The sequence below is a fragment of the Crocosphaera chwakensis CCY0110 genome (assembly GCF_000169335.1).
Taxonomy (GTDB): Bacteria; Cyanobacteriota; Cyanobacteriia; order Cyanobacteriales; family Microcystaceae; genus Crocosphaera; species Crocosphaera chwakensis.
This window is the reverse complement of the sequence record NZ_AAXW01000003.1, coordinates 209,780-234,954: the sequence shown is the minus strand read 5'-3', so window position 1 is coordinate 234,954 and position 25,175 is coordinate 209,780. Positions and strand designations below refer to the sequence as shown.

18 protein-coding genes and 1 tRNA gene are annotated in these 25,175 nt (G+C 37.8%); 7 read left to right on the top strand and 12 right to left on the bottom strand.

What is annotated here, in order from left to right:
• Positions 1 to 1,116: tetratricopeptide repeat protein (locus CY0110_RS03405; protein WP_157464523.1), on the bottom strand; the 1,116-nt coding region annotated here is incomplete at its 3' end.
• Positions 1,117 to 1,213: 97 nt separating this feature from the next.
• Positions 1,214 to 1,795 carry a leucyl/phenylalanyl-tRNA--protein transferase gene (gene aat, locus CY0110_RS03400; RefSeq protein ID WP_008273881.1) on the bottom strand — a complete coding sequence of 194 codons (582 nt, stop codon included), beginning with the start codon at positions 1,793 to 1,795 and terminating at the stop codon, positions 1,214 to 1,216.
• 29 nt (positions 1,796 to 1,824) lie between these two features.
• Here aat and CY0110_RS03395 point away from each other — a divergent pair, with 29 nt between their 5' ends.
• On the top strand, positions 1,825 to 2,160 hold the full coding sequence (locus CY0110_RS03395; protein ID WP_008273880.1) for a hypothetical protein: 336 nt from the start codon (positions 1,825 to 1,827) through the stop codon (positions 2,158 to 2,160).
• Positions 2,161 to 2,244: 84 nt separating this feature from the next.
• On the opposite strand, the gene rpsN is transcribed toward CY0110_RS03395, so the two are convergent.
• The 4 genes from rpsN to CY0110_RS03375 form a co-directional block, all read right to left on the bottom strand.
• The gene (gene rpsN, locus CY0110_RS03390; protein WP_008273879.1) at positions 2,245 to 2,547 is read right to left on the bottom strand and encodes a 30S ribosomal protein S14; all 303 of its coding nucleotides are present in this window, start codon (positions 2,545 to 2,547) and stop codon (positions 2,245 to 2,247) included.
• Positions 2,548 to 2,669: 122 nt separating this feature from the next.
• Complete coding sequence (gene ftsH, locus CY0110_RS03385; protein WP_232285686.1) at positions 2,670 to 4,475, bottom strand: ATP-dependent zinc metalloprotease FtsH; 1,806 nt, start codon at positions 4,473 to 4,475, stop codon at positions 2,670 to 2,672.
• Between the two features lie 191 nt (positions 4,476 to 4,666).
• Positions 4,667 to 6,346 carry a DUF3685 domain-containing protein gene (locus CY0110_RS03380; RefSeq protein WP_008273876.1) on the bottom strand — a complete coding sequence of 560 codons (1,680 nt, stop codon included), beginning with the start codon at positions 6,344 to 6,346 and terminating at the stop codon, positions 4,667 to 4,669.
• A 14-nt stretch (positions 6,347 to 6,360) separates the two neighbouring features.
• Complete coding sequence (locus CY0110_RS03375) at positions 6,361 to 6,834, bottom strand: Fur family transcriptional regulator (RefSeq protein WP_008273874.1); 474 nt, start codon at positions 6,832 to 6,834, stop codon at positions 6,361 to 6,363.
• Positions 6,835 to 6,988: 154 nt separating this feature from the next.
• On the opposite strand from CY0110_RS03375, the gene CY0110_RS03370 reads away from it, so the two are divergent.
• On the top strand, positions 6,989 to 8,524 hold the full coding sequence (locus tag CY0110_RS03370; RefSeq protein ID WP_008273873.1) for a bifunctional ADP-dependent NAD(P)H-hydrate dehydratase/NAD(P)H-hydrate epimerase: 1,536 nt from the start codon (positions 6,989 to 6,991) through the stop codon (positions 8,522 to 8,524).
• Between the two features lie 81 nt (positions 8,525 to 8,605).
• Here CY0110_RS03370 and CY0110_RS03365 read toward each other — a convergent pair whose 3' ends face one another.
• Together CY0110_RS03365 and metG are read right to left on the bottom strand one after the other, a co-directional pair.
• Complete coding sequence (locus CY0110_RS03365) at positions 8,606 to 9,208, bottom strand: LabA-like NYN domain-containing protein (protein ID WP_035798333.1); 603 nt, start codon at positions 9,206 to 9,208, stop codon at positions 8,606 to 8,608.
• Positions 9,209 to 9,340: 132 nt separating this feature from the next.
• On the bottom strand, positions 9,341 to 10,948 hold the full coding sequence (gene metG / locus CY0110_RS03360) for a methionine--tRNA ligase (RefSeq protein WP_008273871.1): 1,608 nt from the start codon (positions 10,946 to 10,948) through the stop codon (positions 9,341 to 9,343).
• Positions 10,949 to 11,251: 303 nt separating this feature from the next.
• On the opposite strand from metG, the gene CY0110_RS03355 reads away from it, so the two are divergent.
• Positions 11,252 to 11,337, top strand: a tRNA-Ser gene (locus CY0110_RS03355).
• 94 nt (positions 11,338 to 11,431) lie between these two features.
• On the opposite strand, the gene secA is transcribed toward CY0110_RS03355, so the two are convergent.
• From secA to CY0110_RS03335, 4 genes are all read right to left on the bottom strand, one after another.
• Positions 11,432 to 14,233, bottom strand: coding sequence for a preprotein translocase subunit SecA (gene secA, locus CY0110_RS03350; protein ID WP_008273870.1), 2,802 nt, complete (start codon positions 14,231 to 14,233; stop codon positions 11,432 to 11,434).
• A gap of 365 nt (positions 14,234 to 14,598) precedes the next feature.
• Positions 14,599 to 15,141, bottom strand: a complete 543-nt coding sequence (locus CY0110_RS03345; RefSeq protein WP_008273869.1) for a pentapeptide repeat-containing protein — start codon at positions 15,139 to 15,141, stop codon at positions 14,599 to 14,601.
• A 120-nt stretch (positions 15,142 to 15,261) separates the two neighbouring features.
• Positions 15,262 to 16,047, bottom strand: a complete 786-nt coding sequence (locus CY0110_RS03340) for a pentapeptide repeat-containing protein (protein WP_008273868.1) — start codon at positions 16,045 to 16,047, stop codon at positions 15,262 to 15,264.
• A 93-nt stretch (positions 16,048 to 16,140) separates the two neighbouring features.
• On the bottom strand, positions 16,141 to 16,347 hold the full coding sequence (locus CY0110_RS03335) for a hypothetical protein (RefSeq protein ID WP_008273867.1): 207 nt from the start codon (positions 16,345 to 16,347) through the stop codon (positions 16,141 to 16,143).
• A gap of 248 nt (positions 16,348 to 16,595) precedes the next feature.
• Here CY0110_RS03335 and CY0110_RS03330 point away from each other — a divergent pair, with 248 nt between their 5' ends.
• The 4 genes from CY0110_RS03330 (at position 16,596) to acsF (ending at position 25,078) form a co-directional block, all read left to right on the top strand.
• Positions 16,596 to 18,425 (top strand): response regulator, encoded by a 1,830-nt coding sequence (locus CY0110_RS03330; RefSeq protein ID WP_008273866.1) that lies wholly within the window; start codon positions 16,596 to 16,598, stop codon positions 18,423 to 18,425.
• Positions 18,426 to 18,487: 62 nt separating this feature from the next.
• A complete protein-coding gene (locus CY0110_RS03325; RefSeq protein WP_008273865.1) occupies positions 18,488 to 23,185 on the top strand; it encodes a PAS domain S-box protein in 4,698 nt (1,565 codons plus the stop codon).
• Between the two features lie 137 nt (positions 23,186 to 23,322).
• Positions 23,323 to 23,718: a response regulator gene (locus CY0110_RS03320; RefSeq protein ID WP_008273864.1), complete on the top strand. Its 396-nt coding sequence runs from the start codon at positions 23,323 to 23,325 to the stop codon at positions 23,716 to 23,718.
• Between the two features lie 283 nt (positions 23,719 to 24,001).
• Entirely contained in the window at positions 24,002 to 25,078 is a 1,077-nt protein-coding gene (gene acsF, locus CY0110_RS03315; RefSeq protein ID WP_008273863.1) for a magnesium-protoporphyrin IX monomethyl ester (oxidative) cyclase, read from the top strand.
• Positions 25,079 to 25,175 lie beyond the last annotated feature (97 nt).

Here is a 25,175-nt window from a genome sequence, read left to right as displayed (position 1 = left end):
TGCGGTTGATCTACTTGCTAGTGTACCTCGGCCATACCAAGTGTATTCATACCAAGGATAATGAAAATGAGGTTTACATTCTAAAGCTTTGTCATAAGATATGATCGCCTCTTCCAACCTTTCTAAGTTAGCTAAAACATTCCCTCGGTTATGCCAAGCGTCATAATTATCAGGTTTAATTTCTAAAGATTTGTCATAGGATGCGATCGCCTCTTCCAACCTTTCTAAGTTAGCTAACGCAATCCCTCGGTTATACCAAGCGTTATAATTATCAGGTTTAATTTCTAAAGATTTGTCAGAAGATGTGATCGCCTCTTCAAACCTTCCTAACTCAGACAATACAAGACCTTGGTTATCCCAAGTTTTATAATCATCAGGTTTAATTTCTAATGCTTTGTCGTATGATGCCATCGCTTCTTTTAACTTTTCTAAGTCAGCTAACACATTCCCTCGGTTATTCCAAGTTTTATGATCATCAGATTTAATTTCTAATACCTTGTCGTATGATGTGATCGCTTCTTCAAACCTTCCTAAGTTATGTAACGCATTCCCTCGGTTAAACCAAGCTTGATGTAGATCTGGTTTAAATTCTAATGCTTTGTTGTATGATGCGATCGCTGCTTCATACTCTCCCTTTTGACATTGTTCAAATGCTTGCTCAATTAATCTTTGAACTTCATCTACTGTTGTCTCTGATGGGTTTGAATTTGATGTTATTAATTCTGTATTTTGTAGATTATCCTGTTGAAAATTTTCTAACTCCGAACTCAGTTGCGTTGCAATATTGCCCAATTTTCCCGACGCAATATCGCCCAATTCCCCTAAATCTTCCCCTAATTGTTGATAATTATGTCTATTCTGCAACCATTCCAAACTTTTCTCCTCAATCCATCCTGCCAACTCATCCGATTTAACATTACGATTGATTAAAATTCCTTGACAACTACCCCAAGATTTCCCTTTTTTTACCTCTTCTAGCAACGCAAATAAGACACTTTCGTACTCAGAATCGGTTAACTTAGGATCAGAAGGAGGATCACAGGGTTCTATGGGTTCAGAAGAACCATTAAAGAGACTTTTTAACCAATTCCAGAGATTTTTAAGCCAATTAATCATAAAACCACAACCTCGCAGGAATTTAACACTGTCAACGTAATGGTGAATTGTTCTGGGTTGATTGTCATTGCGAGGGGGTGCGGTTTTAGAATAGTATTTAAACAAAAATACAAGGATAACTTAACGCTTCTTGTAACAATTTTTGATATTCTAAATCACTGATTAAATAAGATCCAAATCTGGCTAAATGGTCGTTTTGTAATTGAGCATCAAAGAGGATAAAACCTCGCGATTTCAAATGTTCTACTAATTTAACCATAGCCACTTTTGAGCCATTGGGGATACGAAAAAACATTGATTCCCCAATAAATGCAGCCCCGATGGTAATTCCTAAAATACCCCCGGCTAACTTATCTCCTTGCCAAGTTTCAAAACTATGGGCATAACCGGCTAAATGTAGTTGATAATAAATTTCAATTAATTCTGGCGCAATCCACGTGCTATCTCTATCCGCACAACCCTGGCAAACTCCTAGAAAATCACGATTAACTGCTACAGAAAAAATATTTTGATTCAAAAATCGTTTTAGGGATTTCGGATAGCGGAAACGCTCATCTAGAGGTATTAGGGCGCGTTGACGACTAGAATACCAGCCCAGTACATCATTTTCATCCGCCATTAAAAAGTAACCTTGGGCATATCCTTGTATAATGGGGTCTATATTTTCGCTAAATTCCATCGTCGATTTTACGAAGTTAATCTATTATTATGACGACTCAACCTATTCATCCTGTTACTTTACCCCCAATCCGTAATCCCCAACAAGAAAAGGAGTGGTTACAAGTTGCTTTGCAAAACTGGCTCAATCAAGAATTTATACCAGAACAGGTGAATGAAACCATTGCCCAACGGGCTGCTCAAATTTTTGTGCGTCAACGACTAGAAGGGGAAAATGACTTAGGTAGTTTAGTCATTGCTATTGTGACAGAAATGCAAGCCTTTGATTTTACAAAAAGCTTTTTTAGTGAGTTTGCCGTAGCGAATGCTGTTAGCGATCTGATTCTCGATAGTTTAGGGATTGATCATTGTTGTGGAGAGAGTTGAAGAAGTTAGAAGTGACAAGTTTCCAAGTTAATAGTTACTATTTCCCCATCACTCAGAAACTTATGACCTTGACTTCTTAACTCTTTACCAACTGGACTTAACCACCCCAGGCAATAAGCCTTCGTGGGCCCATTCTCTAAGAACGTTACGGGATAAGCCGAAATCACGATAATAGCCTCTAGGACGACCAGTTAACCAACAACGGTTACGGTGACGACTAGGTGCGCTATTACGGGGTAACCGTTGGATTTGACGGTGAATTTCGATTTTTTCTTCAAAGTCTTCAGCATTCTCAAAAGCTTCTTTGAGGGCTGCTCGTTTTTCAGCATATTTTTCAATTAAACGCTCGCGCTTTTTCTCGCGCTCGATCATACTTTTTTTAGCCATAGCACTTCAATTTAAGATTTTTGCTTTAAATAGTCCATTCCCCATTGTACCCCATGATTAGATTTTCACCAATATTTGGAGTCCAAAATCAATTATTAAGGTGGGGACTGCATTGGTTTCCCTTAAACTGACTTACAAAGTTCTGGCCCAGTTGAATCAACAGGTTCTTTGTATTTCTCTAACAACTCACGAAATTCATCCCCTTCGATGGTTTCTTGATCGATTAATATATCGACTAATCGGTCTACCATCGCCCGATTTTCTCGAATAATCGTTTGTGCTTTTTGATGGCATTTTTCGACGATCAGATTAATTTGTGTATCAATTTTGGTAGCAATTTCATCAAAAGCAGCATAGTTATCTTGGTCATCTTCTTCTAAAGCCAATAATCCTAATTCTGACATTCCAAAACGAGTTACCATTTGTCTGGCTAAATAGGTGACTTTTTCGATGTCATTACCGGCTCCGGTCGTTACTTCATCTTCTCCAAAAATTACTTCTTCGGCAGCCCTACCTCCCAATAAACCGGCGATACGGGCGAGAAGTTGATTACGAGTCACTAACCCTGAATCTTCATCTGGGGTAAACCAGGTTAAGCCTTTGGCTTGTCCCCTAGGGATAAGGGTAACTTTTTCGACGCGATCATGACCGGTCATCACGGTTGCCACTAAAGCGTGACCAATTTCATGATAGGCAATCAATCGCTTACTCTTACTATCAACTAAGGGGGTTCCTTCCATCCCGGCAACTACCCGATCAATAGCATCGTTAATTTCTGCCATAGTAATAGCTTCTTTCCGTCGTCTACCAGTGAAGATGGCTGCTTCATTGAGTAAATTGGAGAGATCAGCCCCTGTAAACCCTGGGGTGCGTCGGGCGATCGCTTCTAAAGACACTTCTTCGTCTATTTTTTTATCCCTGGCATGAACTTCTAAAATGCCTTGTCTTCCTTTAAAATCGGGGTAATCTACCATTACTTGACGATCAAATCGTCCAGGGCGCATTAACGCTTTATCAAGAACATCAGGACGGTTAGTGGCAGCAATGACAATAATGCCTGTATTCCCTTCAAAGCCATCCATTTCTGTTAATAATTGGTTAAGGGTTTGTTCTCGTTCATCGTTACCCCCACCGTACCCAACACCTCGTTGGCGGCCAACGGCATCAATTTCATCAATAAAGATGAGACAAGGGGCGTTTTCTTTGGCTTTTTTAAATAAATCTCTGACTCGTGAGGCACCAACACCGACAAACATTTCGACGAATTCCGATCCTGAAATGCTAAAGAAGGGAACGCCAGCTTCTCCTGCTACAGCTTTTGCTAGGAGGGTTTTTCCTGTTCCTGGTGGTCCTATTAACAGTACCCCTTTAGGAATTTTAGCCCCGATCGCAGTGAATTTTTCAGATTCTTTGAGGAATGTAACGACTTCTTGTAGTTCTTCTTTGGCTTCGTCGATTCCGGCTACGTCTGTAAAAGAAATCCCTGTTTTTGCTTCCATTTGGAATCTAGCACGGGATTTACTAAAGCTCATCGCTTGCCCTGACATATTAGCCGAACGACGAACAATGGCAATGACAATGATTAAAATCAGAAATATGATAGGGATTTGCAGCATCAACCGAACCATTGCTGAGTTATCGGGAGAAGGATTATAGTCAATCTTGACATCGTTGGCTTTTAGACGGTCAATGAGTTCAGGATTTTGTTTAAATAAGGGAACTTCTTCGGTTTTTTCTTGATTTTTTAGGGTAACAGTAGCTGTTTGCAGTCTGGGGTCAATTTCAACCTGAGTAACTTTCCCTGAATCAATGTCATTTAATAGTTCACTGTAGGTATATTTGTCTTTTTCTTCTTGTCCCCAACTGGGACTGGCCATTAACAATAATTGCAATAAAAGACCACTGGTCACTAATTTTCCCCATCCCATTAAACGACGTTTTTGACTGTGCTTGTTAGTGGTCAATTTTCGTTGTTTAGAACTTTTCATTGGTGTTGATTGATTTTGTAGTGAGGTTAAGGAGGAGATGTATTTCATAACCAGTTAGTTGTTAGAAAAATTATTCTTTATTTTTATTATGAACGATGAAGCAGCATCTAGGGGAGTATTCTGAGGATGATTTAGGATTTTGAATTTTGTTTTTTCGGTTTGCTGGGGTAGTCTCTTTCTGAAAGACTATTACCAATTCCTTGCAAAATGCCTTTACCCACTAATCCAATCGCTCGACCAATCACTTGAGTTAAAATGTAAACTAATGTGGTTCCCACTGTTCCTACTAAAGAGCGCAGCAATGGGGCGATCGCATCTCTAATTTCTAAAAGAATGGTCACCGCCCAACGTAGTCCCCTCAAGCTTTCTAGTTCTTGTTGACGGGGATAATAAACAAACGTGCAATCGATGCCTTTTTCGGTGAAGAAAAAAAGTCGATATTGACTTTCAAAAATATTTTTAGGTTCTTGCCAATATTCTTTCTTTCTATATTCCCAGGCGAGACGATTCCTAAATTTCGCAATTTCCCTTGATGATGCCATGTCTATATTATATAAGTTTTTTTTGACTTTTTCATTATTGGAAAAGTAATTTAAAATCAAAGCAACAATACCGTTAGCAACTTGAATAACAACGTTGTGTAAAATTGTTTCTTTTTTCTTTTCTGGTGACAGATTTGCTTGATTACTTTCTTTAGTTTCTAATTCATTATCCAAAATGATGTAATCAAATAGTTCTGGAAAACAAGGAATCTCTTGTAAAATTTCTTTAGATACTAATTCTTCATTTTCTTCTACCAGTATTTCCATATCTTCTAGGGATATTTGTTTTTCATTCAGACAATATTTGCTTAAAAAAATCAAGGCTGATTCTCGCCATAATCTTTCTAAAACAGATAAGCGATTTCTTGATATTTGCATACTTTTTGTCTCAATAAACTTGAAATCGCTAATTATTCTTTCAAACTGTTTTAAGACTAATTCTAATATTTCTCGTTTTTTTTCAGATTTTAAGATATCAATTTCGAGAAGAAAGTTGGTTAAATTTTTCAGGTTATTTTCTAGCTTATCATTAGTTTCCTGAAAAAGATTCAACCATTCACCAGTTGCCACTAATGTTCCTATGGAACTTAAATTATTCGTCTTCATTATTTGGGAGTTTATTCTTGGAGAAGCGACTACAATTACATCAACTGGTAATAATTGTTCAACTAACCAACGGGCTGTTAATAATTCTCTTTTTCTTCCTTGCCAAAAAATTTTGTCCCATGTAGAACTAGGATAATTCTTAAGGTTTTTATTAATTAATTGCAAGTTTTTATTAATTTCTTCAATTCCTGATTTTCTCACCTTAGAAAGCCAGTTTTTCTTAGAGATTGTTTGGTTAAATTCAGACAATTGACTCGAACTAATAACAGGCCAAACGATTTCCCCTTCAATAATTTTTTGCCAGTTTTCTAATAAAACGTCTATAAATTCTCCTTTATGACAATATCCTTCAATGCCAATTTCTCTAAAATCTTGCTGTTGTTGCCAACTTAAAGCGTAACTCAATAAACAGATTTTAGTCTCAGGGGAAATTTCCTTAATTTGTTGATAAAAAGCTTCAACAGTTAAAGTCTGACCCCTTAAGTTAGGATCTAACGTAATTAAATCAACTGTATTACTAGATAACTGGGTTAAAGCGTCTGTTAAGTTATCTGTTTGACTGACAATTTCCCACTGAGGATAATTGCTTAAGATAGTTGCGAGTCCTAAGCGAAAAATGGCATCTTGATCTACAAATAGAAGAGATATACGGCGATCGCTCACAAAAGTTCCACAGATTAAGGCTTACTTAACGTTTCATTTAGTTTAGACGGTTCTGGTTGTTTATGGCCATAAAAGTCAATACGATAGTCAGTAATGGTAATCCCTGTTTTTGCTTCTATCTGTTGAATTAGGTCAGAGGGAAGCTCAACATGAACGTCAATAATTTGCTGAGTATCTAAGCAGTTAACATGACTATGGGAGTCAGTAATGGTTCCATAAAGTCGTCCGTCGCATCGTTCTAGACATTCGATAATCCCTTGACTCGATAGAGCTTCGAGGTTTTGATAAACTGAGGTATGACCGACATTTTTGCCGATTTGACTGAGACGATTATAAATTTCTCTTGCCGATAGATGTTCTTGGGTTTTCCACAACAACTCTAAAATATAACGACGTTGACGACTAATACGCATACCTAGACATTGACAACGATGTAAAGCATCTTCTAACGAACGGATTCTTGGAGTTTCTTCTAGTGTTTCCTTCATGAGATGTGAATGTGTTGAACTTATACATACTCGTTACCAATTTAGCTTATATCACTGATCAGTGTCTATTGAAAAATCTAATCTTAAGATATGCGATGAGTTTAATCCTTCCTTACAATTTATATACAAGCATTTGAACTGAGAAAGGATATCTATGCAACCCAGACAAGAACTTGATTCTGTTGTGGTAACAGCCGAACAAATGGCTAATATTGAAAAGAAACTATTTGCGGCCGGTATGCCTGTGGCTGCTTTAATGGAAAAAGCAGCTTTGATGATGTCTCAACGCATTCAACAGCTTTATCCTCTTAAAACGACCTCTAAAGTCGGGGTATTAGTCGGTCCGGGCCATAATGGAGGAGATGCTTTAGTTATTGCCAGAGAACTACATTTGCAAGGATACGAAGTTAGTTTATATCGTCCTTTAGAAAAATTGAAAGCCTTACCACAACAACACGCTAATTACGCGAAAAGTTTGGGCATTCCTTACTACGATGATGTAGAATCCTTAAGCACTTGTCAATTAATCATTGATGGTTTATTCGGGTTTGGATTAACGCGATCGCTTTCTGGTAATCTGGCCATGGATGTGGATCGGCTCAATGAATGGCCGATTCCTGTGGTCAGTATTGATATTCCCTCTGGGTTACACACAGACACAGGAGAAGTATTAGGAACAGCAGTTAAAGCAACTCATAGTTTCTGTTTGGGTTTGTGGAAACCGGCCTATTTTCAAGATCAAGCTTTAGCTTATCTCGGTGAAGCAGAAAAAATTGATTTTGGTATTCCCACACGAGAGGTGTGGTCAATTATTTCTCAACCTGTCCCTATACAACTTTTAACCAAAACCCTAGCACTAGAGTTTTTACCCTTATCTCGTCCCCAAGTTACCCATAAATATCAACAAGGACATTTATTACTAATCTGTGGTTCTCGTCGTTATGCTGGCGGTACTATTTTGACTGGTTTAGGGGCCCAAGGAAGTGGGGTAGGGATGTTATCGGTAGCGGTTCCTGCGTCTCTCAAACCCTTGTTAATTGGTCAAATTCCTGATGGTTTAATTATTGATTGTCCAGAGTCGGAAAAGGGGGCCGTTGCCTCATTGCCCCCACTTGCAACAGACTTCGATTCCTATGATATCATTGCCTGTGGTCCAGGGTTAACCCAAGACGGAATTGATGTGGTTGCTAAGGTTTTAGACGCAGAATGTCCTATCGTGTTAGATGCGGATGCACTCAATATTCTGGCTCAACTGGGAACGGTAAAAAGCTTAGGAAAACGTCAAGCAGCAACGGTGTTAACGCCCCATTTAGGAGAGTTTAAACGTCTTTTTCCAAACATTGATCACCCTGAAAAGGACAGGATCAGCGCAGCAAAAACGGCTGCTCATCAAACTGGAGCGATTATTTTGTTAAAAGGGGCAAGAACGATTATTGCTAACCCTCAAGGCAAAATTTGGATCATCCCTCAAAGTACCCCTGCTTTAGCTAGGGGAGGTAGTGGGGATGTTTTAACGGGATTAATTGGAGGATTATTGGCTCAAAACACGCTGATTCAGCATCCGATAGATGCGATGGTAGCAACAGCGGCCTGGTGGCACGCCAAAGCAGGAATGTTAGCAGCCCAAGAACGCACGGAGTTAGGGGTCAATGCGGGAACTCTCTGCCAATATCTCCATCGTATCTTTTAGAAAAACTAGGGTGTAGGAAGCATCCAGAAATAATTAATGGTATTATCTTCGTGGTCTTCCTACTTTTTTTGTTGTCCTAGTTTAAGGGTTATTTTGCTCTACCATACCAACGCTAGAGTAACTGTTATAGGACAGGTTAGGCTTTCGGGTTTTTTGAATATCTTCTTTAATCTGATCGAGATCGATGTACCGATCCGCGACATTAATTAAACTATCGCTGGTCATTGAGCGTAAACTAACCACTTCAATGCGCGCTCCGCGATAACTTACGGAGTCGGCTGCATAAGCTAAGTCTCCATCCCCACTAACAATGATAGCGGTGTCGTAAGAACCCACTAAGGCCATTAAGTCTACAGCAATTTCTACGTCTAAATTTGCTTTTTTAGAGCCATCAGGCAATTGTACTAAATCTTTGGCAATGACACGATAACCATTGCGTCTCATCCATAATAAGAAACCTTGTTGTTTTTCGTTGGTGCGGTCGACTCCTGTGTAGAAAAACGCTCTCAGGAGGCGAGATCCTTCAGTTAAACGATAAAGTAGCTTGGTATAATCAATTTCAATGCCTAATTGTAATGCAGCGTAAAATAGATTCGATCCATCGATAAAAATGGCAACTCTACCACGATTTTCTAAAACTTGTTCGGGGGAAAAAATTGAATCATCTTCAAAGTCATCATACATTGCTGATAAGCCTCTTTGCTCGTCAAAAAAGGACGGAGTATGAAAGTTATTTGTGAGTTCGGGTTTGTATTTCATCGTAAATAGTGGTTGTTTTCAATACAAAAATAGAAAAAATGTTAATTTTTTCAGTTGTTAAGGGTTATCTTCTGAGGGAAAATCTAGTTTAGCAAAGACGGGTTGAGGTTTACTTAACCCTTGATTAACCGCTAGTTTCCCCCATTGACTATGGTGAGCAAAAGGAACAACTTCATTAAAGCGATCGCTTTGATTAAAGTCTACAGAAAAACCTAGTTGTTCGTAGATTTTGCTACTCAGATTAGGAATAATAGGAGCCAACAAATAAGCAGCTAGACGCACTGATTCTAACACTCCATACAAAATCTTTTCTACTTCGGCCTGCTTTCCTTCTTTAAACAAACGCCAGGGAGCTTGTTCGTCGATAAATTTGTTCCCTGCTTGAATTAAGGTTAAAATTTCCTCACATCCCTCATTAAATTTGAGTTTTTCATAGGCTTTGATTACTTTTTCCCCTAGGCTCAAGCCTATGGTTTTTAGGGGATGATCTTGGGGTAATTCGCTGGCTGTGATCTCAGGTAATGACCCTTGACAATATTTTTGAGTCATTCCTAAAGTTCGATTGAGCAAATTCCCTAAATCGTTAGCCAGATCGGCGTTAAGAATATTAACAAAACGAGTTTCGTTAAAATCACCATCTTTTCCACATTCTATCTCTTTTAAGAAATAGTAGCGCACTGAGTCGGAACCATATTTATCCACTAAGTCAAAGGGATCTAATGTGTTTCCTAGGCTTTTGCCCATTTTCTGTCCATCTTTTGTTAAAAAACCATGACCAAAGATTTGCTCTGGCAAAGGTAGGTTTGCTGACATCAACATGGCTGGCCAATAGATGGCATGGAAGCGCAAAATATCTTTACCGATTAAGTGTAAATTAATTGGCCACCACTCCGATAAGGCATTGTCTAGGGTTGGTTCCTCCTCTGGTTCAAGTAGGGCTGTTACATAGCCCAAAAGAGCATCAAACCACACATAAATTGTATGGTTAGGGTCTTTGGGAATAGGAAAGCCCCACTCTAGGTTGACGCGGGATATGGAAAAGTCTTGTAAGCCTTGATTCATAAAGTTAAGAATCTCGTTGCGACGGCTTTCAGGTTCAATAAATTGAGGGTTTTTAGCGTAGAGTTCTTCTAATTTACTTTGGTATTTTGACAATTTAAAAAAATAATTCTCTTCGTCTCGCCATTCTGCTTTTTTGTTGGGATGGAGAGGACAACAACCGTCTTCTAATAATTCCCGTTTTTCTTTAAATTCTTCACACTGAACACAATACCATCCTTGTTGTTGAGCTAGATAAATATCTCCATTCTCCCAAACTCGTCCAAAAAATTCTTTAACGATTGCTTCATGTTTCGTTGCCGTTGTCCGACTAAAGCGATCATATTGAATATCTAGTTTCTGCCATAATTGTTTAAAACTGCCGACAATCTGATCGCAGTGATCCTGGGGTAAGAGTCCTTTTTCTTGGGCGGTTCGTTGTATTTTCTGTCCGTGTTCATCAGTTCCAGTAATTAAGAGAACCTCTTCTCCTATCAATCTTTTATAACGGGCTATGACATCGGCAATAATCGTGGTATAGGCACTACCAATATGAGGAACCCCATTCACATAATATAAGGGTGTGGTTAAAGCAAATTTTTTTGGCTTTTTTGTGTCTGCTGTCATTTAAACTCAGGGGTTTTCAATAAATATTATTTTTAAAGTCTGATATTCTCAGGACGATGTTTGCTAAAGGTTAATTTTAGCTATTTTTATTGTGTATCATGTTTTTATTATTAACTCAATTATATCTCTGATTCCAATAAAAATAATCTTAAGACCGCTATATTAAGACATTTTAAGTAATAGTAAATAATACTAAATATCGTAAAAAATCCTTGATTTAACTTTTGTTTAGGGGATTTGGGGAAGAAACTAAAAAATAGGGAAATTTTGGCCAAGTTCTGTTAAAATGATTAGTAAACTCAAGGAGAGGTGGCAGAGTGGTCGAACGCGCCCGACTTGAAATCGGGTTTGGTTAATAGCCAACGTGGGTTCGAATCCCACCCTCTCCGTTTTTTGTTGCTGATCAGCAAATTGAGACAAATGGGTTAAGGAAGAGCAATTTTATCTCCTCCTCAACCATTCTACTTTTGCCTATAGCCGTCACTAAGCCGTTTGAGGTTGTCCTTGGGGTTGGAATTGGAAGAGTGAATAAACGACATTACGACGGATATCGATCATCATCTCTAAGAACATCTCATATCCTTCTTGTTTATATTCAATAAGAGGGTCTTTTTGTCCATAACCTCGTAAACCGATAGATTCTCGTAAAGCGTCCATTGACTGTAAGTGTTCACGCCACAGGGTATCTATTTGTTGCAAAATAAAGAATCGTTCTGCTTCTCGCATCAAACCAGGACGAACCTTATCGACTTGATCTTCTTTGATATCGTAAGCTTTACGAACTTCTTCGTGAAGGAAGATTTTCATCTCTGCTACCGTCATATCTTCCATATCTTTGGCGGTGATATCTTCGAGGAGATAAACAAACTCTTTGACCTTACTTACTAAGTTTTCTACATCCCATTCTTCAGGGGGTAACTCAGGGTTAACGTAAGCGTCTACAATTTCATCCATTGTCTTTTCAGCATATTGTAGAACTTGTTCTTTGAGGTCTAACCCTTCGAGAACCCGACGACGTTCAGCATAGATCGCCCGTCTTTGGTTATTCATGACCTCATCATATTCAAACACCTGTTTACGGGTGTCATAGTAGAAGGTTTCTACTTTTTTCTGGGCCCCTTCTAGGGAACGAGTCAACATTTTGGACTCGATGGGCATATCTTCTTCAACGCGGAAGGCATTCATCAACCCGGCCACGCGATCGCCACCAAAAATCCTTAATAAGTTATCTTCTAAACTGAGGAAAAATTTGGTTGACCCTGGATCTCCTTGTCGTCCGGCCCGTCCCCGTAACTGGTTATCAATGCGACGAGACTCGTGACGTTCTGTGGCAATCACATGGAGTCCTCCCAACTCGATCACTTCTTCGTGTTCTGCGTCTGTAAATGCGTCGTATTCTTTGCGAATGGCTTTATAGACTTGACGTAATTTCTCAATCACAGGGTCTTCTGTGGGGGCATTTTCAGAAGCAATAGCGATCTTTTCTTCGGCTTCTAATTCTGAAAGGCTTTGCTGTCCATATTCATCAACGGCAAATTTAACCGCGTCTTTAATCATATTTTGGGTTTCTGGGGATAATTCTGTGGGGAAGATATCGGCCGAGGGTTGCCATTTTTTCTTTTTGCTATCCTGACCAAACCCTTGAGGACGACGATTGTTGCCTCCCATTCCCCCGGTCATGAGGTTATCATCTTCTGGCATAACGATTTGAGGCATGAGGTATTGGCGAATTTTTAGGCGGGCCATATAGTCGGAGTTACCCCCTAAAATAATGTCCGTTCCTCGTCCTGCCATGTTAGTGGCGATGGTAACAGCCCCTTTTCGTCCTGCTTGGGCAACAATTTCGGATTCTCTTTCGACGTTTTCGGGTCGGGCGTTGAGAATATTATGGGGGATATTACTTTGTTGTAAGAGGGCTGAAATTACTTCTGATTTTTCGACACTGGTGGTTCCTACGAGGATAGGACGGCCTTGTTGGTGCATATCTTCAACTTCTGCTGCTACGGCTTTCCATTTGGCAGGTTCGGTCTTATAAACTACGTCGGGAAAGTCATAACGTTGGGAAGGTCGGTTTGTGGGAACGATGGTAACTTGTAGGTTATAAACTTTTTCTAGTTCGGTTTCTTCTGTTTTAGCGGTTCCAGTCATCCCTGAAAGCTTGTTGTATAACAAAAAGAAGTTTTGATAGGTAATGGTAGCAAGGGTTTGGGTTTCTCGTTGAATGGGAACGCCTTCTTTAGCTTCGATCGCTTGGTGAAGTCCATCACTCCAGCGTCTTCCGGCTAAGACACGACCCGTAAATTCATCGACGATGACCACTTCTTTATTTTTAACGATGTAATTAACATCTTTGGTAAATAATTCTTTGGCTTTGATGGCGTTAAAAATATAATGGGCCCAGGGGTTTTCTTGGTCGTATAAGTCACCCACCCCTAATAATTGTTCTGCTTTTTCAAACCCTTGATCGGTCATTAAAACGTTGCGGGCTTTTTCGTCTACTTCGTAGTCTTTGAGATCCTCTTCTGATTCTTGTATTTCTAATTTTTTAGCAATTTCGGCTGCTTTAACATATTTTTCGGTAGGTCTTTCTACTTGTCCAGAAATAATTAATGGGGTACGAGCTTCATCAATCAAAATAGAGTCAACTTCGTCAATGATGCAAAAATTTGGAGGACGTTGAACCACTTCTGCCATCGCGGTGGCCATATTGTCTCGTAAATAATCGAATCCTAGTTCACTGTTTGTAGTATAGGTAACGTCACAGGCATAGTTTTTCTTGCGTTCTTCTGGGTTCATTCCTGACTGAATCAGTCCTACCGTTAAACCTAGAAAACGATGCACCTGTCCCATCCATTCAGCGTCCCGACGGGCTAAATAGTCGTTGACAGTAACAATGTGAACTCCTTTTCCTGTCAGTCCATTAAGATAAGCTGGAAGAGTGGCTACAAGGGTTTTTCCTTCCCCTGTCTTCATTTCAGCAATTTGTCCTTGATGGAGTACCATTCCCCCCATTAACTGTACGTCAAAGTGACGCATTCCTAAGACTCGCTTTGCTGCTTCTCTGACAACGGCAAAGGCATCTGGAAGAATTTCTTCTAAAATATCCTCTAATTCTTCGTCATTGTTAGCTTTATCGAGCATTTCTCGAAATTCAACGGTTTTTTCCGTGAGTTGTTCGTCGGATAGCTGTTGAATATCTTCTTCTAGTAAGTTGATTTCAGCAACAATGGGTTGTAATTTTTTGATTTTGCGGGTGTTAGGATCACCAAATAGGGCTTTAAGCATAAGATATCGTTTTAGTCTTTATTGTAGTTTATATGGTACTTCTGATGGGGGGTAAGGTACAAAGGTTTATCTATTTCTTCACCAATCACCAGGCCACAGTTAACTACTTTAGAGAGGTTGCTGAAATAAAAACTACAATGTTTTATTTTGTTATTTTAATTTAACAAATGATCGTATGGACATCTTATGGCGAATCAACCTAATCTAAAGGCGCGCCGAAAAAGCGATCTCGAAGAGATCGCACTAACGATAAACAGATAGTGTAAGCAATGCTAATTAAAGTTTAAAATACTGATATAAACCTACTTGTATGCACTGCCCATGCTAACAATGTTTTATCTTTAATTACGCCTATCTAGTGATACTTAACTTAAAAACTTGAATAAATCCGATTGCTCAGTTTTAAAGCAATTAGTTAATTTTGTTAGTTTACTATAATAAACCTCAAAGAAATAAGCTTGACCTAAATTAACATCAATTAAAATAGCATCCGTTAGATCAGTCTTAACAAATTTAACACATCGTACCGATACTTTTTTGATATAAGCTTCAGTGAAATCAGTACGCTCTACACAAACATGATCAAGACGAGCTTCTTCTATTCGGGTTCGATGGAAATTAGCTTCTTTTAGATTAGCATAACTTAAATCAGCATAACTTAAATTAGCTCCATAAACATTAGCTCGATAAAAATTACAATTAACGAGATTTGTTCTTTTTAAATTGGCATTCTCAAGATTAGCCCCTTGTAAATCCGAACCTTCCAAATTGGCTTCTTCAAGATTAATTTTTTCTAAGTTAAGTCCCCTTAAATCTAGATAACTAAAATTTCTGTCACCCATTTTGTAGCGTTGTTGCAGTTCACTAACTTTGATTGAAACCATTCGTTTTTTTTTGTCGCTCAACATTTGATGATACCCCTTGATAAAATTTGAAAAAATAGTAGTAAATTTAGATTAACTCACAAGTTTCTGTTGCTCAGATATTTTAGAAATTACCGAGCAATAATAAAGCTTATTTTGGATTTCTTATCTCGAATTACTAAGTGAATTAACGAGAGTTGGAAAACTTTTAACAATTCCTGAACAGGCTTTTATAAAATTATTTTGCCATTCTTGAGTATGGTGATATTGTGATAGATTGATGGGTTGATCTAAGTCTCCTAAAAAAATAAAATCTTTTTTATTCTGTAGGGAAAATTGATTAAACCATTCAGAATCTGGACAAGATGTTTCCCAATATTTAGTAGCTAGAGTTTTTCCTAAATACTGACAGCCTAGTTGGTATAAATTATTCAAATAAGGTAATAACTGTCTAACAGTAATATCTTCTACTTGATTCATCTTAGAATCAACGGGATTAAAATCTGAAGGAAACTTAGTGTTTTGGTTATAGATGGCTTCTCTCAAATTAGTGGTTGTTAAGTCAGTACCAAGTAAACAAGCATCACGAAGATCGACTTTTCTTAAACTTGTTCCCCGTAAATGAGCATCGGTCAAATAAGCTCCTCTCAAATTTGAATTATCTAAAATAGCTTTGTCTAAATTAGCTTGATTGAGATAACTATTTTGTAGATTCACTTCTCTTAATTTAGCTTGCTCAAAATTGGCTTTGTTTAGGTAACAGTTTTGTAAATTAGCCTGGGTTAATATAGCTTTTTTGAGAGAAGTGTTAGTCAAATAAGCTCTTTGTAAATTAGCTCCTTGTAAATTAGCTCCATCTAAATTTAAGTTTTTTAAGTCAGCACCAGGTAAGTTAGCTTTGTATAGATTACCGTCCTTGAGGTTAATAGGGTCAACAGTGTTTACGGACATTGTGTTTGCTCTTTTTTTTTTACAGTTTACAAGTTATTTTTTATTACATGGCATTAGATAATTAGAGAAATTCTTGAATATTTTTCCTAATTATTAGTTAAGCAGTTTAAGTTTTTGACATTGGTCAATCGCTTTTTCTATTGACTCAACAACATCCGGAACTCCAGATTGCTTAAGTTGATATTTAATCAGTTGAAGATTGTCGAGCAACTCGACAATATTTGCAGTTCTCGCTTCTCGCTGACTAACAATAACATTTGATAAATAGTCAATAGAATAATCATTAGAAATAGATTGCACAGAATACTCCTCTTTTGATGGTCAAAAAAAGACAAAAAAGTGACTTTAACTTTTCCTTAACATTAACTTTGATTTCAGTATAAGAATAAAAAATAAGAAAATTATAAAATGCCAGAATCCTTAAAGTACGTTATCGTACAGTCTGGTCTAGATGATATAGATATAATGTAAATATAATAAACACTAAGAAGTGGGAAATTATTGATTATTCGCTTTTTTATCCTTAATTTCGACATTATCGGAGAAAGATGAAAATTTTGCTGATAGAAGATGATCAGCTAACTAGCGAATATTTAGCAGCAGTTCTAAAAGACGATCATTTTGTGGTTGATGTGGTCTTTAACGGTCAAGAAGGTTTAGATTACGCCACTTTATGGGACTATGACGTTATTATCTTAGATCTACAACTTCCTAAAATTGATGGGATCAGTTTGTGTCGTCAACTTCGCAGCAAGAAGAAACAAACCCCTATTCTTATCCTAACTGCTTGTCAAGAGACAGATAAGATCAGTATAGGATTGAATGCAGGGGCAGATGATTACGTATTAAAACCCTGTGATCCTCCTCAACTAATAGCTCGAATTCGCGCCTTGACTCGTCGTGGAAATAACATTTCCTCTTCGTCTGTGTTGACTTGGGGGCAATTATCTCTCAACTTGGTTTCAGCCCAAGTTACTTATAAACAACAAGTAATTAATTTACGTAATCAAGAGTATCATTTATTAGAATTATTTTTACGTCATCCACAACGAATTTTCAGTCGAAGTTTGATTATTAATCATCTTTGGGAAACGGGAGATATACCGAGTGAAAGTGCGGTAACTAATCTGGTTAAAGACCTGCGAAATAAAATTAAAGCAGCAGGAATGGAAGAAGATATGTTTGAAACCATATATGGATTAGGTTATCGTTTAAACCCTGTTCCTCCTCATTTGCTCGAAGACGAGATAACGGTGGATCAAGATGGCAAAAAAACCAAAGAATACGAAGAAGGTATTGACCTAATTAATCAATTAACCGATAAATTTATATTTGCTTTAGAGCAACGCATTAGCACTCTAGAAGAGATAATCTTATTACTTCAATCTGAGAGATTGAGTAGCCAAAATATAGAAAAAGCAAAAGAAGAAGCACACCAATTAGCAGGAAGTTTAGGAACTTATGGTTATAATGAAGGTTCAAAATTAGCTAGAACCATCGAAGACTTATTAAAAAAGATTGCCAAAGTAAAACAAACTAATATAACAGACATTAATGAATTATTACAATTGATTAGTCAATTAAAGCAAGAGATCAATACTTCTAAAGAAGAATCAATTTCTAAGAATGAAGCGAAACCAACTTGTTCTTTAGTTTTAAGTATAGGGTTAGAAGAGTCTTTGTTAATTGAATTACAACAAGAAGCTTTACTGTATAAATTACAATTAAGCAATTTTCAAGACTTAAAAAATATATCTAATGTTTCACAAAAAAATATTCCAAAAATAATTTTATTAAAAATCAATAAATTCGACAAAAAAGCATTCAATGATATCAGAAGCATTCAAAATAAATTTCCCACAGTTCCAATATTAATACTTGCTACAGAAGATGATTTAACCTATCGGCTTAAAGCTGCACGTTATGGGATTAAAAAATATTTAGTAGAACCGGTCAGTACAAAAGATATCTTAGAGACAATTAATACACTTTTGTCTCCGTTATCTTCATCTCAAACCAATATCATGATCGTGGATGATGATCCCATTATCGTTACTACGATTAGAAAGATATTACATCCTTGGGGATTTCAAATTACTGGCTTGAGTGAGGTTAATCAATTTTGGAACATATTAACTCAAACTAATCCAGATTTGCTTATACTTGATTTAGAGATGCCAACGATAAACGGCATTGAACTCTGTCGAGTTGTCCGCCAAGATAAAAAATACGCTACCTTACCGATTATTGTTGTGACGGCTCACACAGAAATAAAATATCTTCAGAAATCCTTCGAGGCCGGAGCTAATGATTTCCTGAGCAAACCCATTATAAAATCTGAATTAGTTGCCCGTGTTTTCAATCAAATTGACAAATAATATAAGATAGTATTTTTGTTCAATTACATTACATCTGAGGTGGAGACTTCTGGGTTTAAACCATGCCTTCGATTAATATCCGTTCATATAAAATACCTTTAAAATGGGTCTTAATTTTTCCCCTTGTCTTGCAACTTTTAGCTGCGGTGGCCTTGGTAGGATATTTATCTTACCGTAGCGGACAAAAATCGGTTGAACATTTAGCCAACCATTTACTAGATGAAATTTCAGGTAGAGTCAACGATCGCCTCGATAATTATCTAGAAACCCCTCAAATGCTCATCGAAAAAAATAAGAAGGCATTAGAAGCAGGAGAAACAAACTGGAATGATTTTGATGCTCTAGAAGCCGATTTTTTCCGAGAAATTGAACAATTTGAATCCATTACTCTTCTCAGTTTTGGCAATACTCAAGGAGAAGTGATCGGAGTTGGCCGAGATCATTTAGGCATCATTACTGATCCAGGATCTTTGACGATTTGGGAAGCAAGAGGGAACGCTCCTAGAGTCCGTCGTTTTTATCGTGTTGACGATCAAGGCAACCGTAAACAGGTTATTCATACCACACTCAATTTTGATGTCACTAAGACCGAATGGTATCAAGCAGCGATTCGTCAAGATCAACCGCAATGGACTCCTATTTTTAGCGACATTAGTATTCCCGTCGCTCTCATGTCTGCCGTCAGGCCAGTTTATCTGCAAGGAGAATTAAAAGGGGTTTTGCATTCCGATATTCTACTCTCAGACATTAATCTTTTTCTGCGTTCCCTTAGTATTGCTTCATCAGAACAAATTTTTATTATAGAACCCACAGGAGATTTAGTCGCTAGCTCGACTCAGGAAAAACCCTTTGTCAAAAACGGTGAGGGGACAGCATTAATCAGACTAGAGGCAGTTAATAGCGAAAATCCCTTAACCCGTGCGATCGCTCAAAAAATCCAACAACAATGGGGCGATTTGAAGGCAATTCAGAGTGACCAAACTATTGAATTGATGGTTAACCAGGAACATTACTATATCAACATTAGCCCTTACCAAAATCCCTTTGGACTAGATTGGTTGATTATTACGGTTATTCCGACATCAAAGTTTATGCACCAAATCAATGCCAATGTCGGTTCTACCCTGATTTTATGTGGAATCACCCTTGTGAGTACGACATTAATGGGAATGTTAACGGCTTACTGGATTATCCAACCCATTCGTCGCTTAAACCAAGCTAATGAAGCATTATTAACAGGAACTTGGCAAGACAGTTTATCTCCTCAGACTAATATTGCTGAACTTTTATCTTTAACCAACGCTTTCAACCAAACAGCGAGTCAATTACAACAGTCCTTGCGTCGTACCGAAACCGCTCTAAAAGCATCACAAAAAAAATTTACCACCATCTTTCGCATGAGTCCTGATCCCATCATGATTAACTATTGTGAAAATGGACGTATCCTTGAAGTTAATGATCGCTTCATCGAGTTTTCTGGTTATTCCTATGACGAATTAACGGGTCATACCCCTTTAGAATTAAATTTGTTCCCTAATGTTCAACAACATCGCAATTTTCAAGAATTACTCCAAAAAATTGGCTTTACCTATAGTCAAGAGATCGCCTTCAGAGTCAAATCAGGAGAAGTCAAAACTGTATTATTATCTGCTGAAAACCATTGCATCGAGCAACAAGAGTATATCATTGTCACCTTTAGAGACATCACCGAAAGCAAGCAACTAGAATTAGCTCTCAAAGACTCCAGAAAAAAACTGAATCAGATTCTTGATAATACTTTTGCCTCTATTTTTAGCTTTCGGCTGTTTGATGATCAAACCTGGGAATATAACTATCAGTCCATCGGCAGTCTGATTCTATTTGGCTATACCCCTCAAGAAATTATGGCTGATCAAGGGCTATGGGCATCAAGAATCGTTCCCGAAGACCACGAAACCATTATTTTGCCCCTATTCGAGCGTTTTAAGACAGAAGACACCATTACTGTTGAGTATCGCTTTCGTCATAAAAATGACTCAATTCGCTGGATTGCTACCACTTATACTTCCTATCGAGATCCGACCATTGATGCTTGGATCGTCACTGGGGTTAGCATTGATATCAGCGATCGCAAACAAATTGAATCAGAATTACAACAACAAAAAGACCTCCGTGAATCTATTTTTGAAAATTCTTCCGATGCCATCTTTTTGGTTGATCCTCAATCTTCCCTAATTATTGACTGTAACCATCGACTGGTTGAATTGTTTGAAGTTGTCTGTAAAGATGACTTAATTGATATTGAATGGCATACCTTACAAAAACAACTATTTACGGATGAAGAAGTTGAAGAAATTATTACTCAAATAGAAGTAAAAGGGTTTTGGGAGAAAGAAATTGAATATATAACCTTTAAAGGTCATGAATTTTGGGGAAATTTAACGGCCAAGCTAATTATCGTCAATAATCAAATCATTCATTTAGTGAGAGTCACAGACATTACAGAACGAAAACAAGCACAAATTAAGTTACAGAAAAGTGAAGCTCGTTATCGCGGAATTGTACAAGATCAGACGGAATTTATTTCCCGTTTTCTGCCTGATGGAACCACTCTTTTTGTCAATGAGGCTTACTGCCGTTATTTTAGTATCAATGCTTCAGATATCATCGGTAAAAACTATCAACCTGTGATTTATGAACCCGACCAAGAACAGGTAAGGGAACAAGTTAACAGCCTGAGCAAAGAAAATCCCATTACTCTCATTGAAAATCGCATTGTTGTCAATGGTGAAATTCGTTGGACTCAATGGATTAATCGTATGCTGTTCGACGAACAAGGTAACTTTATTGAGTATCAGTCCGTTGGTCGAGATATTCAAGAACTAAAAGAAGCAGAAGCCTTATTAGCTGAAGAAGTCAGTCGCAGTAATACTTTATTTGACTCCTCAATCGATGGCATTGTGGTAATTGATCACCAAGGGTATGTGATCAGAAGCAATGCTAGTTTTTCCCGAATGCTAGGTTATACACCCGAAGAAACTGCCAAATTACATTTAAGAGATTGGGAAGCCAATTATACGCCAGAAGAAATTGAGCAGAAAATTGCAGAAAGTGACTTATGTAAAGATATTTTTGAAACCCGTCATCGCCGTAAAGATGGTTCAATTTATGATGTCGAAATTAGTGCTACCCCGGTTAGATGGGGAAATGAAATCGTTCAGTTGTGTATTTGTCGAGATATTAGCGATCGCAAAGAAGCTGAAGCAGCGTTACTACGCAGTGAAGCTCGCTATCAAAATTTAGTGGTTACTGTTCCTGGTGTTATTTATGATTATGTTATTTATCCTGATGGCTCAGAGCGTTTTGCTTATATAAGTCCTAGGTGTCGGGAACTCTTAGAAACAGAGCCTGACATCTTGAAACGAGATTTTAGCGTTTTTTGGGGCATGGTGCATCCCCAAGACCTGCCGATTATTTTACAAAGTAAAGAATATTCTCTGGACAATAACGAATGTTTTTCAACCGAAATTCGCATTATTTTGCCTTCAGGTCAAATAAAATGGATTAAAAAAACCTCTCAGCCTAGTTCTAAACCTCAAGCTGACGGAGGCAGGCGTTGGAGTGGCATAATGATTGATATTAGCGATCGCAAACGAATAGAGCTTGCATTAGAGGAGAGTGAAGAGCGATTTCGCAGTGCTTTTGAAAACGCTGGCATTGGTATGGTCTTAATCTCTTTAGAGGGAGAATTTTTGAAAGTCAATCAGGCTTTCTGTGGAATGCTTGGATACAGTGAACAAGAGCTTCTCCTTAAAAACTTTCAAGAAATTACTCACCCTGACGACCTGACCATGAGTAACAAAGGTCTTCAGCAACTTTCCAGTGGTCAAATCAAAACGTATCAAATGGAAAAACGCTATATTGTAGCATCAGGTTCTATAATTTGGTGTTCTGTGACCATTTCTTCCATTAAGGATCAAGATCAGCATCCTCTGTATTTTGTCACCCAAGTTCAGGATATTACCGAACGTCGTGAGTTGGATCGCCTCAAAACGGAATTTATCTCTGTTGTCAGTCATGAACTACGAACTCCCTTAACTTCCATGCGAGGAGCATTAGGTCTTTTGGACTCTGGTGTTTTACGAGAAGAACCAGAAACCGTTGAACATATGTTGCAAATTGTTCTGAGAAACTGCGATCGCTTGATCCGATTAGTAAATGATATCCTCAATCTCGAACGGTTAGAATCAGGGAAGGTTCAACTGATTAAAGAAGCTTGTGAAGTCGATCATTTATTGACTGATGCAGTTGAGACTGTCAGTGCGATGGCCATGGAAGCCTCTATTAATATTGAATTAACTTCTATATCTGCTCACGTTTGGGCTTCTTATGATGCAATTATTCAAATTTTAACCAATCTTCTTAGTAATGCCATTAAGTTTGCTCCTGAAGGAACAACAGTTTGGCTCACGGCTCAATTATTTGATGATCCAGATTCTACTGATAGAGCAACTTCTTTTGTTCTCTTTTCCGTCAAAGATCAAGGAAGAGGAATTCCTACTAACAAATTAACAACGATCTTCGGACGATTTCAACAGGTTGATGCCTCAGATGCTCGTCAGAAAGCGGGTACTGGGTTAGGGTTAGCTATTTGTCAAAGTATTATTCAACAACACAATGGACGTATTTGGGTTGACAGTATTTTAGGGGAAGGAAGTACCTTTTACTTTACTTTACCTCTATGTATGAATATATTTTCATTGAATGTTTATGATACTTAATTGACACAAAAAAATTTAATTGTTACATTGTACAAAGTCAGAATTAACTCTAATAATTAGATTGACATAGTTAATCATCTCTGTCTGTTCCCTACTAGATGAATGTCGTTGTAATTATGTGATTACAAATCAATCAAATGAGCAAACGAATTCTTTTAGTTGATGATGATCAAGATATCCTTGATATTGCTGAAATTGCTTTTCAAAAATTCGCTCAATGGCAAGTTTTTAGAGCCTCATCAGGTTTAGAATGTCTAGAAAAAGCGACAACTGAGGAGTTAGATGTTATTCTTCTCGATGTCTCCATGCCTGATATGGATGGATTCCAAGTTGTTGAAATTTTACAAGCTGACCCTCCAACCCAAAAAATACCGATCGTGTTATTAACGGCTAGAGCTTTACCTAGGGATGAGCAATATTATAGGGAAATTGGGATAGCAGGGGTTTTGATGAAGCCTTTTAATCCACTGACGATTTGGAGAGAACTATCGGAAATTTTGGTTTTAAGAGAACACGGAACAGGTTCACACTGAAACTTAGGTTTTACTGACATCTTGTACACCTTAAACCCTTTGACACCGAGATTCAACTTGTTTCAGCTTTTTATACATCATTGAGTGTAAAAAAAGCAAGCTTTTTAACATAAATTGATAATGTGTTGTAACTCTTAATAAAAAGAGGGGTTACGAATGGCTTCAAGGCTGGTAGACTGTGATCCAAGCCTCGTAAATTCCTGCTAAAAAACGTAACATTTTTGTTACAAACAAAGTAGAACGAGTCCTTGATCGATTCAAAAAAAATCTTTTTAAACAAGTTATGGTCAATACCCTTCAAAAACCTGAATTTGAGGAACTCCGTCCAGGGATTAAAGTTCCGGCGAAAGAAACTATCCTTACCCCTCGCTTTTACACCACTGACTTTGAAGCGATGGCCAAAATGGATATTTCAGTCAACGAAGAGGAATTACAAGCCATTCTCGAAGAATTTCGTACTGATTATAATCGTCATCATTTTATCCGTCGTGAAGAATTCGCCCAAACCTGGGATCATATTGATGGGGACACCCGTCGCTTGTTTGTTGAATTTTTAGAACGTTCCTGTACGGCGGAATTTTCAGGGTTTCTTCTTTACAAAGAATTAGGTAGACGGTTAAAGGATAAAAGTCCTGTGTTGGCTGAATGTTTTACCCTCATGTCCCGTGATGAAGCGCGTCATGCAGGTTTCCTCAATAAAGCCTTATCTGATTTTAATATGTCTTTGGACTTAGGGTTCTTAACGAAGAGTCGGAGTTATACCTTCTTTCAACCTAAGTTTATTTTCTATGCCACCTATTTATCCGAAAAAATTGGTTATTGGCGTTATATCACTATTTACCGTCACTTAGAACAACATCCCGAAGACAGAATTTATCCTATTTTCAACTTCTTTGAAAACTGGTGTCAAGATGAAAACCGTCACGGGGACTTTTTCGATGCCATTATGAAAGCAACCCCGAACATTTTAAATGACTGGAAAGCTCGTTTATGGTGTCGTTTCTTCCTGTTGTCGGTGTTCGCTACCATGTATCTCAATGATATTCAACGGTCTGATTTTTATGCGTCCATTGGACTTGATGCACGGGAATATGATAAATATGTTATTGAGAAGACCAACGAAACAGCAGGACGAGTTTTTCCTATCGTTTTAGATGTGGAAAATCCTGAGTTTTATGGCAGTTTAGAAGTTTGTATCAAGAACAACGAAAAGTTACGGGAAATTGACGCTTCTAATAGTCCAGCCCCGATTAAGTTCTTGAGAAAATTACCTGCGTTTGTTTCTAATGGAGTTCAGTTCTTGAAACTGTATTTAATTAAACCCATTCGGGTTGATCATTTAGAAGGAACGGTTCGTTAAAAGTTTTGAGTTAGTTTACGTTTTGATTACCCGCTACGGCGGGTTTTTTAATGGTTGCAAAACAGAGAAAAATTGGCTGACAAGATTGTTAATGATA

Bases quoted from the DNA above. Each gene is read 5' to 3' on its own strand.
- aat (WP_008273881.1), bottom strand. From the start codon at position 1,795: ATGGAATTTAGCGAAAATATAGACCCCATTATACAAGGATATGCCCAA.
- CY0110_RS03395 (WP_008273880.1), top strand. From the start codon at position 1,825: ATGACGACTCAACCTATTCATCCTGTTACTTTACCCCCAATCCGTAAT.
- rpsN (WP_008273879.1), bottom strand. From the start codon at position 2,547: ATGGCTAAAAAAAGTATGATCGAGCGCGAGAAAAAGCGCGAGCGTTTA.
- ftsH (WP_232285686.1), bottom strand. From the start codon at position 4,475: ATGGGATGGGGAAAATTAGTGACCAGTGGTCTTTTATTGCAATTATTG.
- CY0110_RS03375 (WP_008273874.1), bottom strand. From the start codon at position 6,834: ATGAAGGAAACACTAGAAGAAACTCCAAGAATCCGTTCGTTAGAAGAT.
- CY0110_RS03370 (WP_008273873.1), top strand. From the start codon at position 6,989: ATGCAACCCAGACAAGAACTTGATTCTGTTGTGGTAACAGCCGAACAA.
- CY0110_RS03365 (WP_035798333.1), bottom strand. From the start codon at position 9,208: ATGTATGATGACTTTGAAGATGATTCAATTTTTTCCCCCGAACAAGTT.
- metG (WP_008273871.1), bottom strand. From the start codon at position 10,948: ATGACAGCAGACACAAAAAAGCCAAAAAAATTTGCTTTAACCACACCC.
- secA (WP_008273870.1), bottom strand. From the start codon at position 14,233: ATGCTTAAAGCCCTATTTGGTGATCCTAACACCCGCAAAATCAAAAAA.
- CY0110_RS03345 (WP_008273869.1), bottom strand. From the start codon at position 15,141: ATGTTGAGCGACAAAAAAAAACGAATGGTTTCAATCAAAGTTAGTGAA.
- CY0110_RS03340 (WP_008273868.1), bottom strand. From the start codon at position 16,047: ATGTCCGTAAACACTGTTGACCCTATTAACCTCAAGGACGGTAATCTA.
- CY0110_RS03330 (WP_008273866.1), top strand. From the start codon at position 16,596: ATGAAAATTTTGCTGATAGAAGATGATCAGCTAACTAGCGAATATTTA.
- CY0110_RS03325 (WP_008273865.1), top strand. From the start codon at position 18,488: ATGCCTTCGATTAATATCCGTTCATATAAAATACCTTTAAAATGGGTC.
- CY0110_RS03320 (WP_008273864.1), top strand. From the start codon at position 23,323: ATGAGCAAACGAATTCTTTTAGTTGATGATGATCAAGATATCCTTGAT.
- acsF (WP_008273863.1), top strand. From the start codon at position 24,002: ATGGTCAATACCCTTCAAAAACCTGAATTTGAGGAACTCCGTCCAGGG.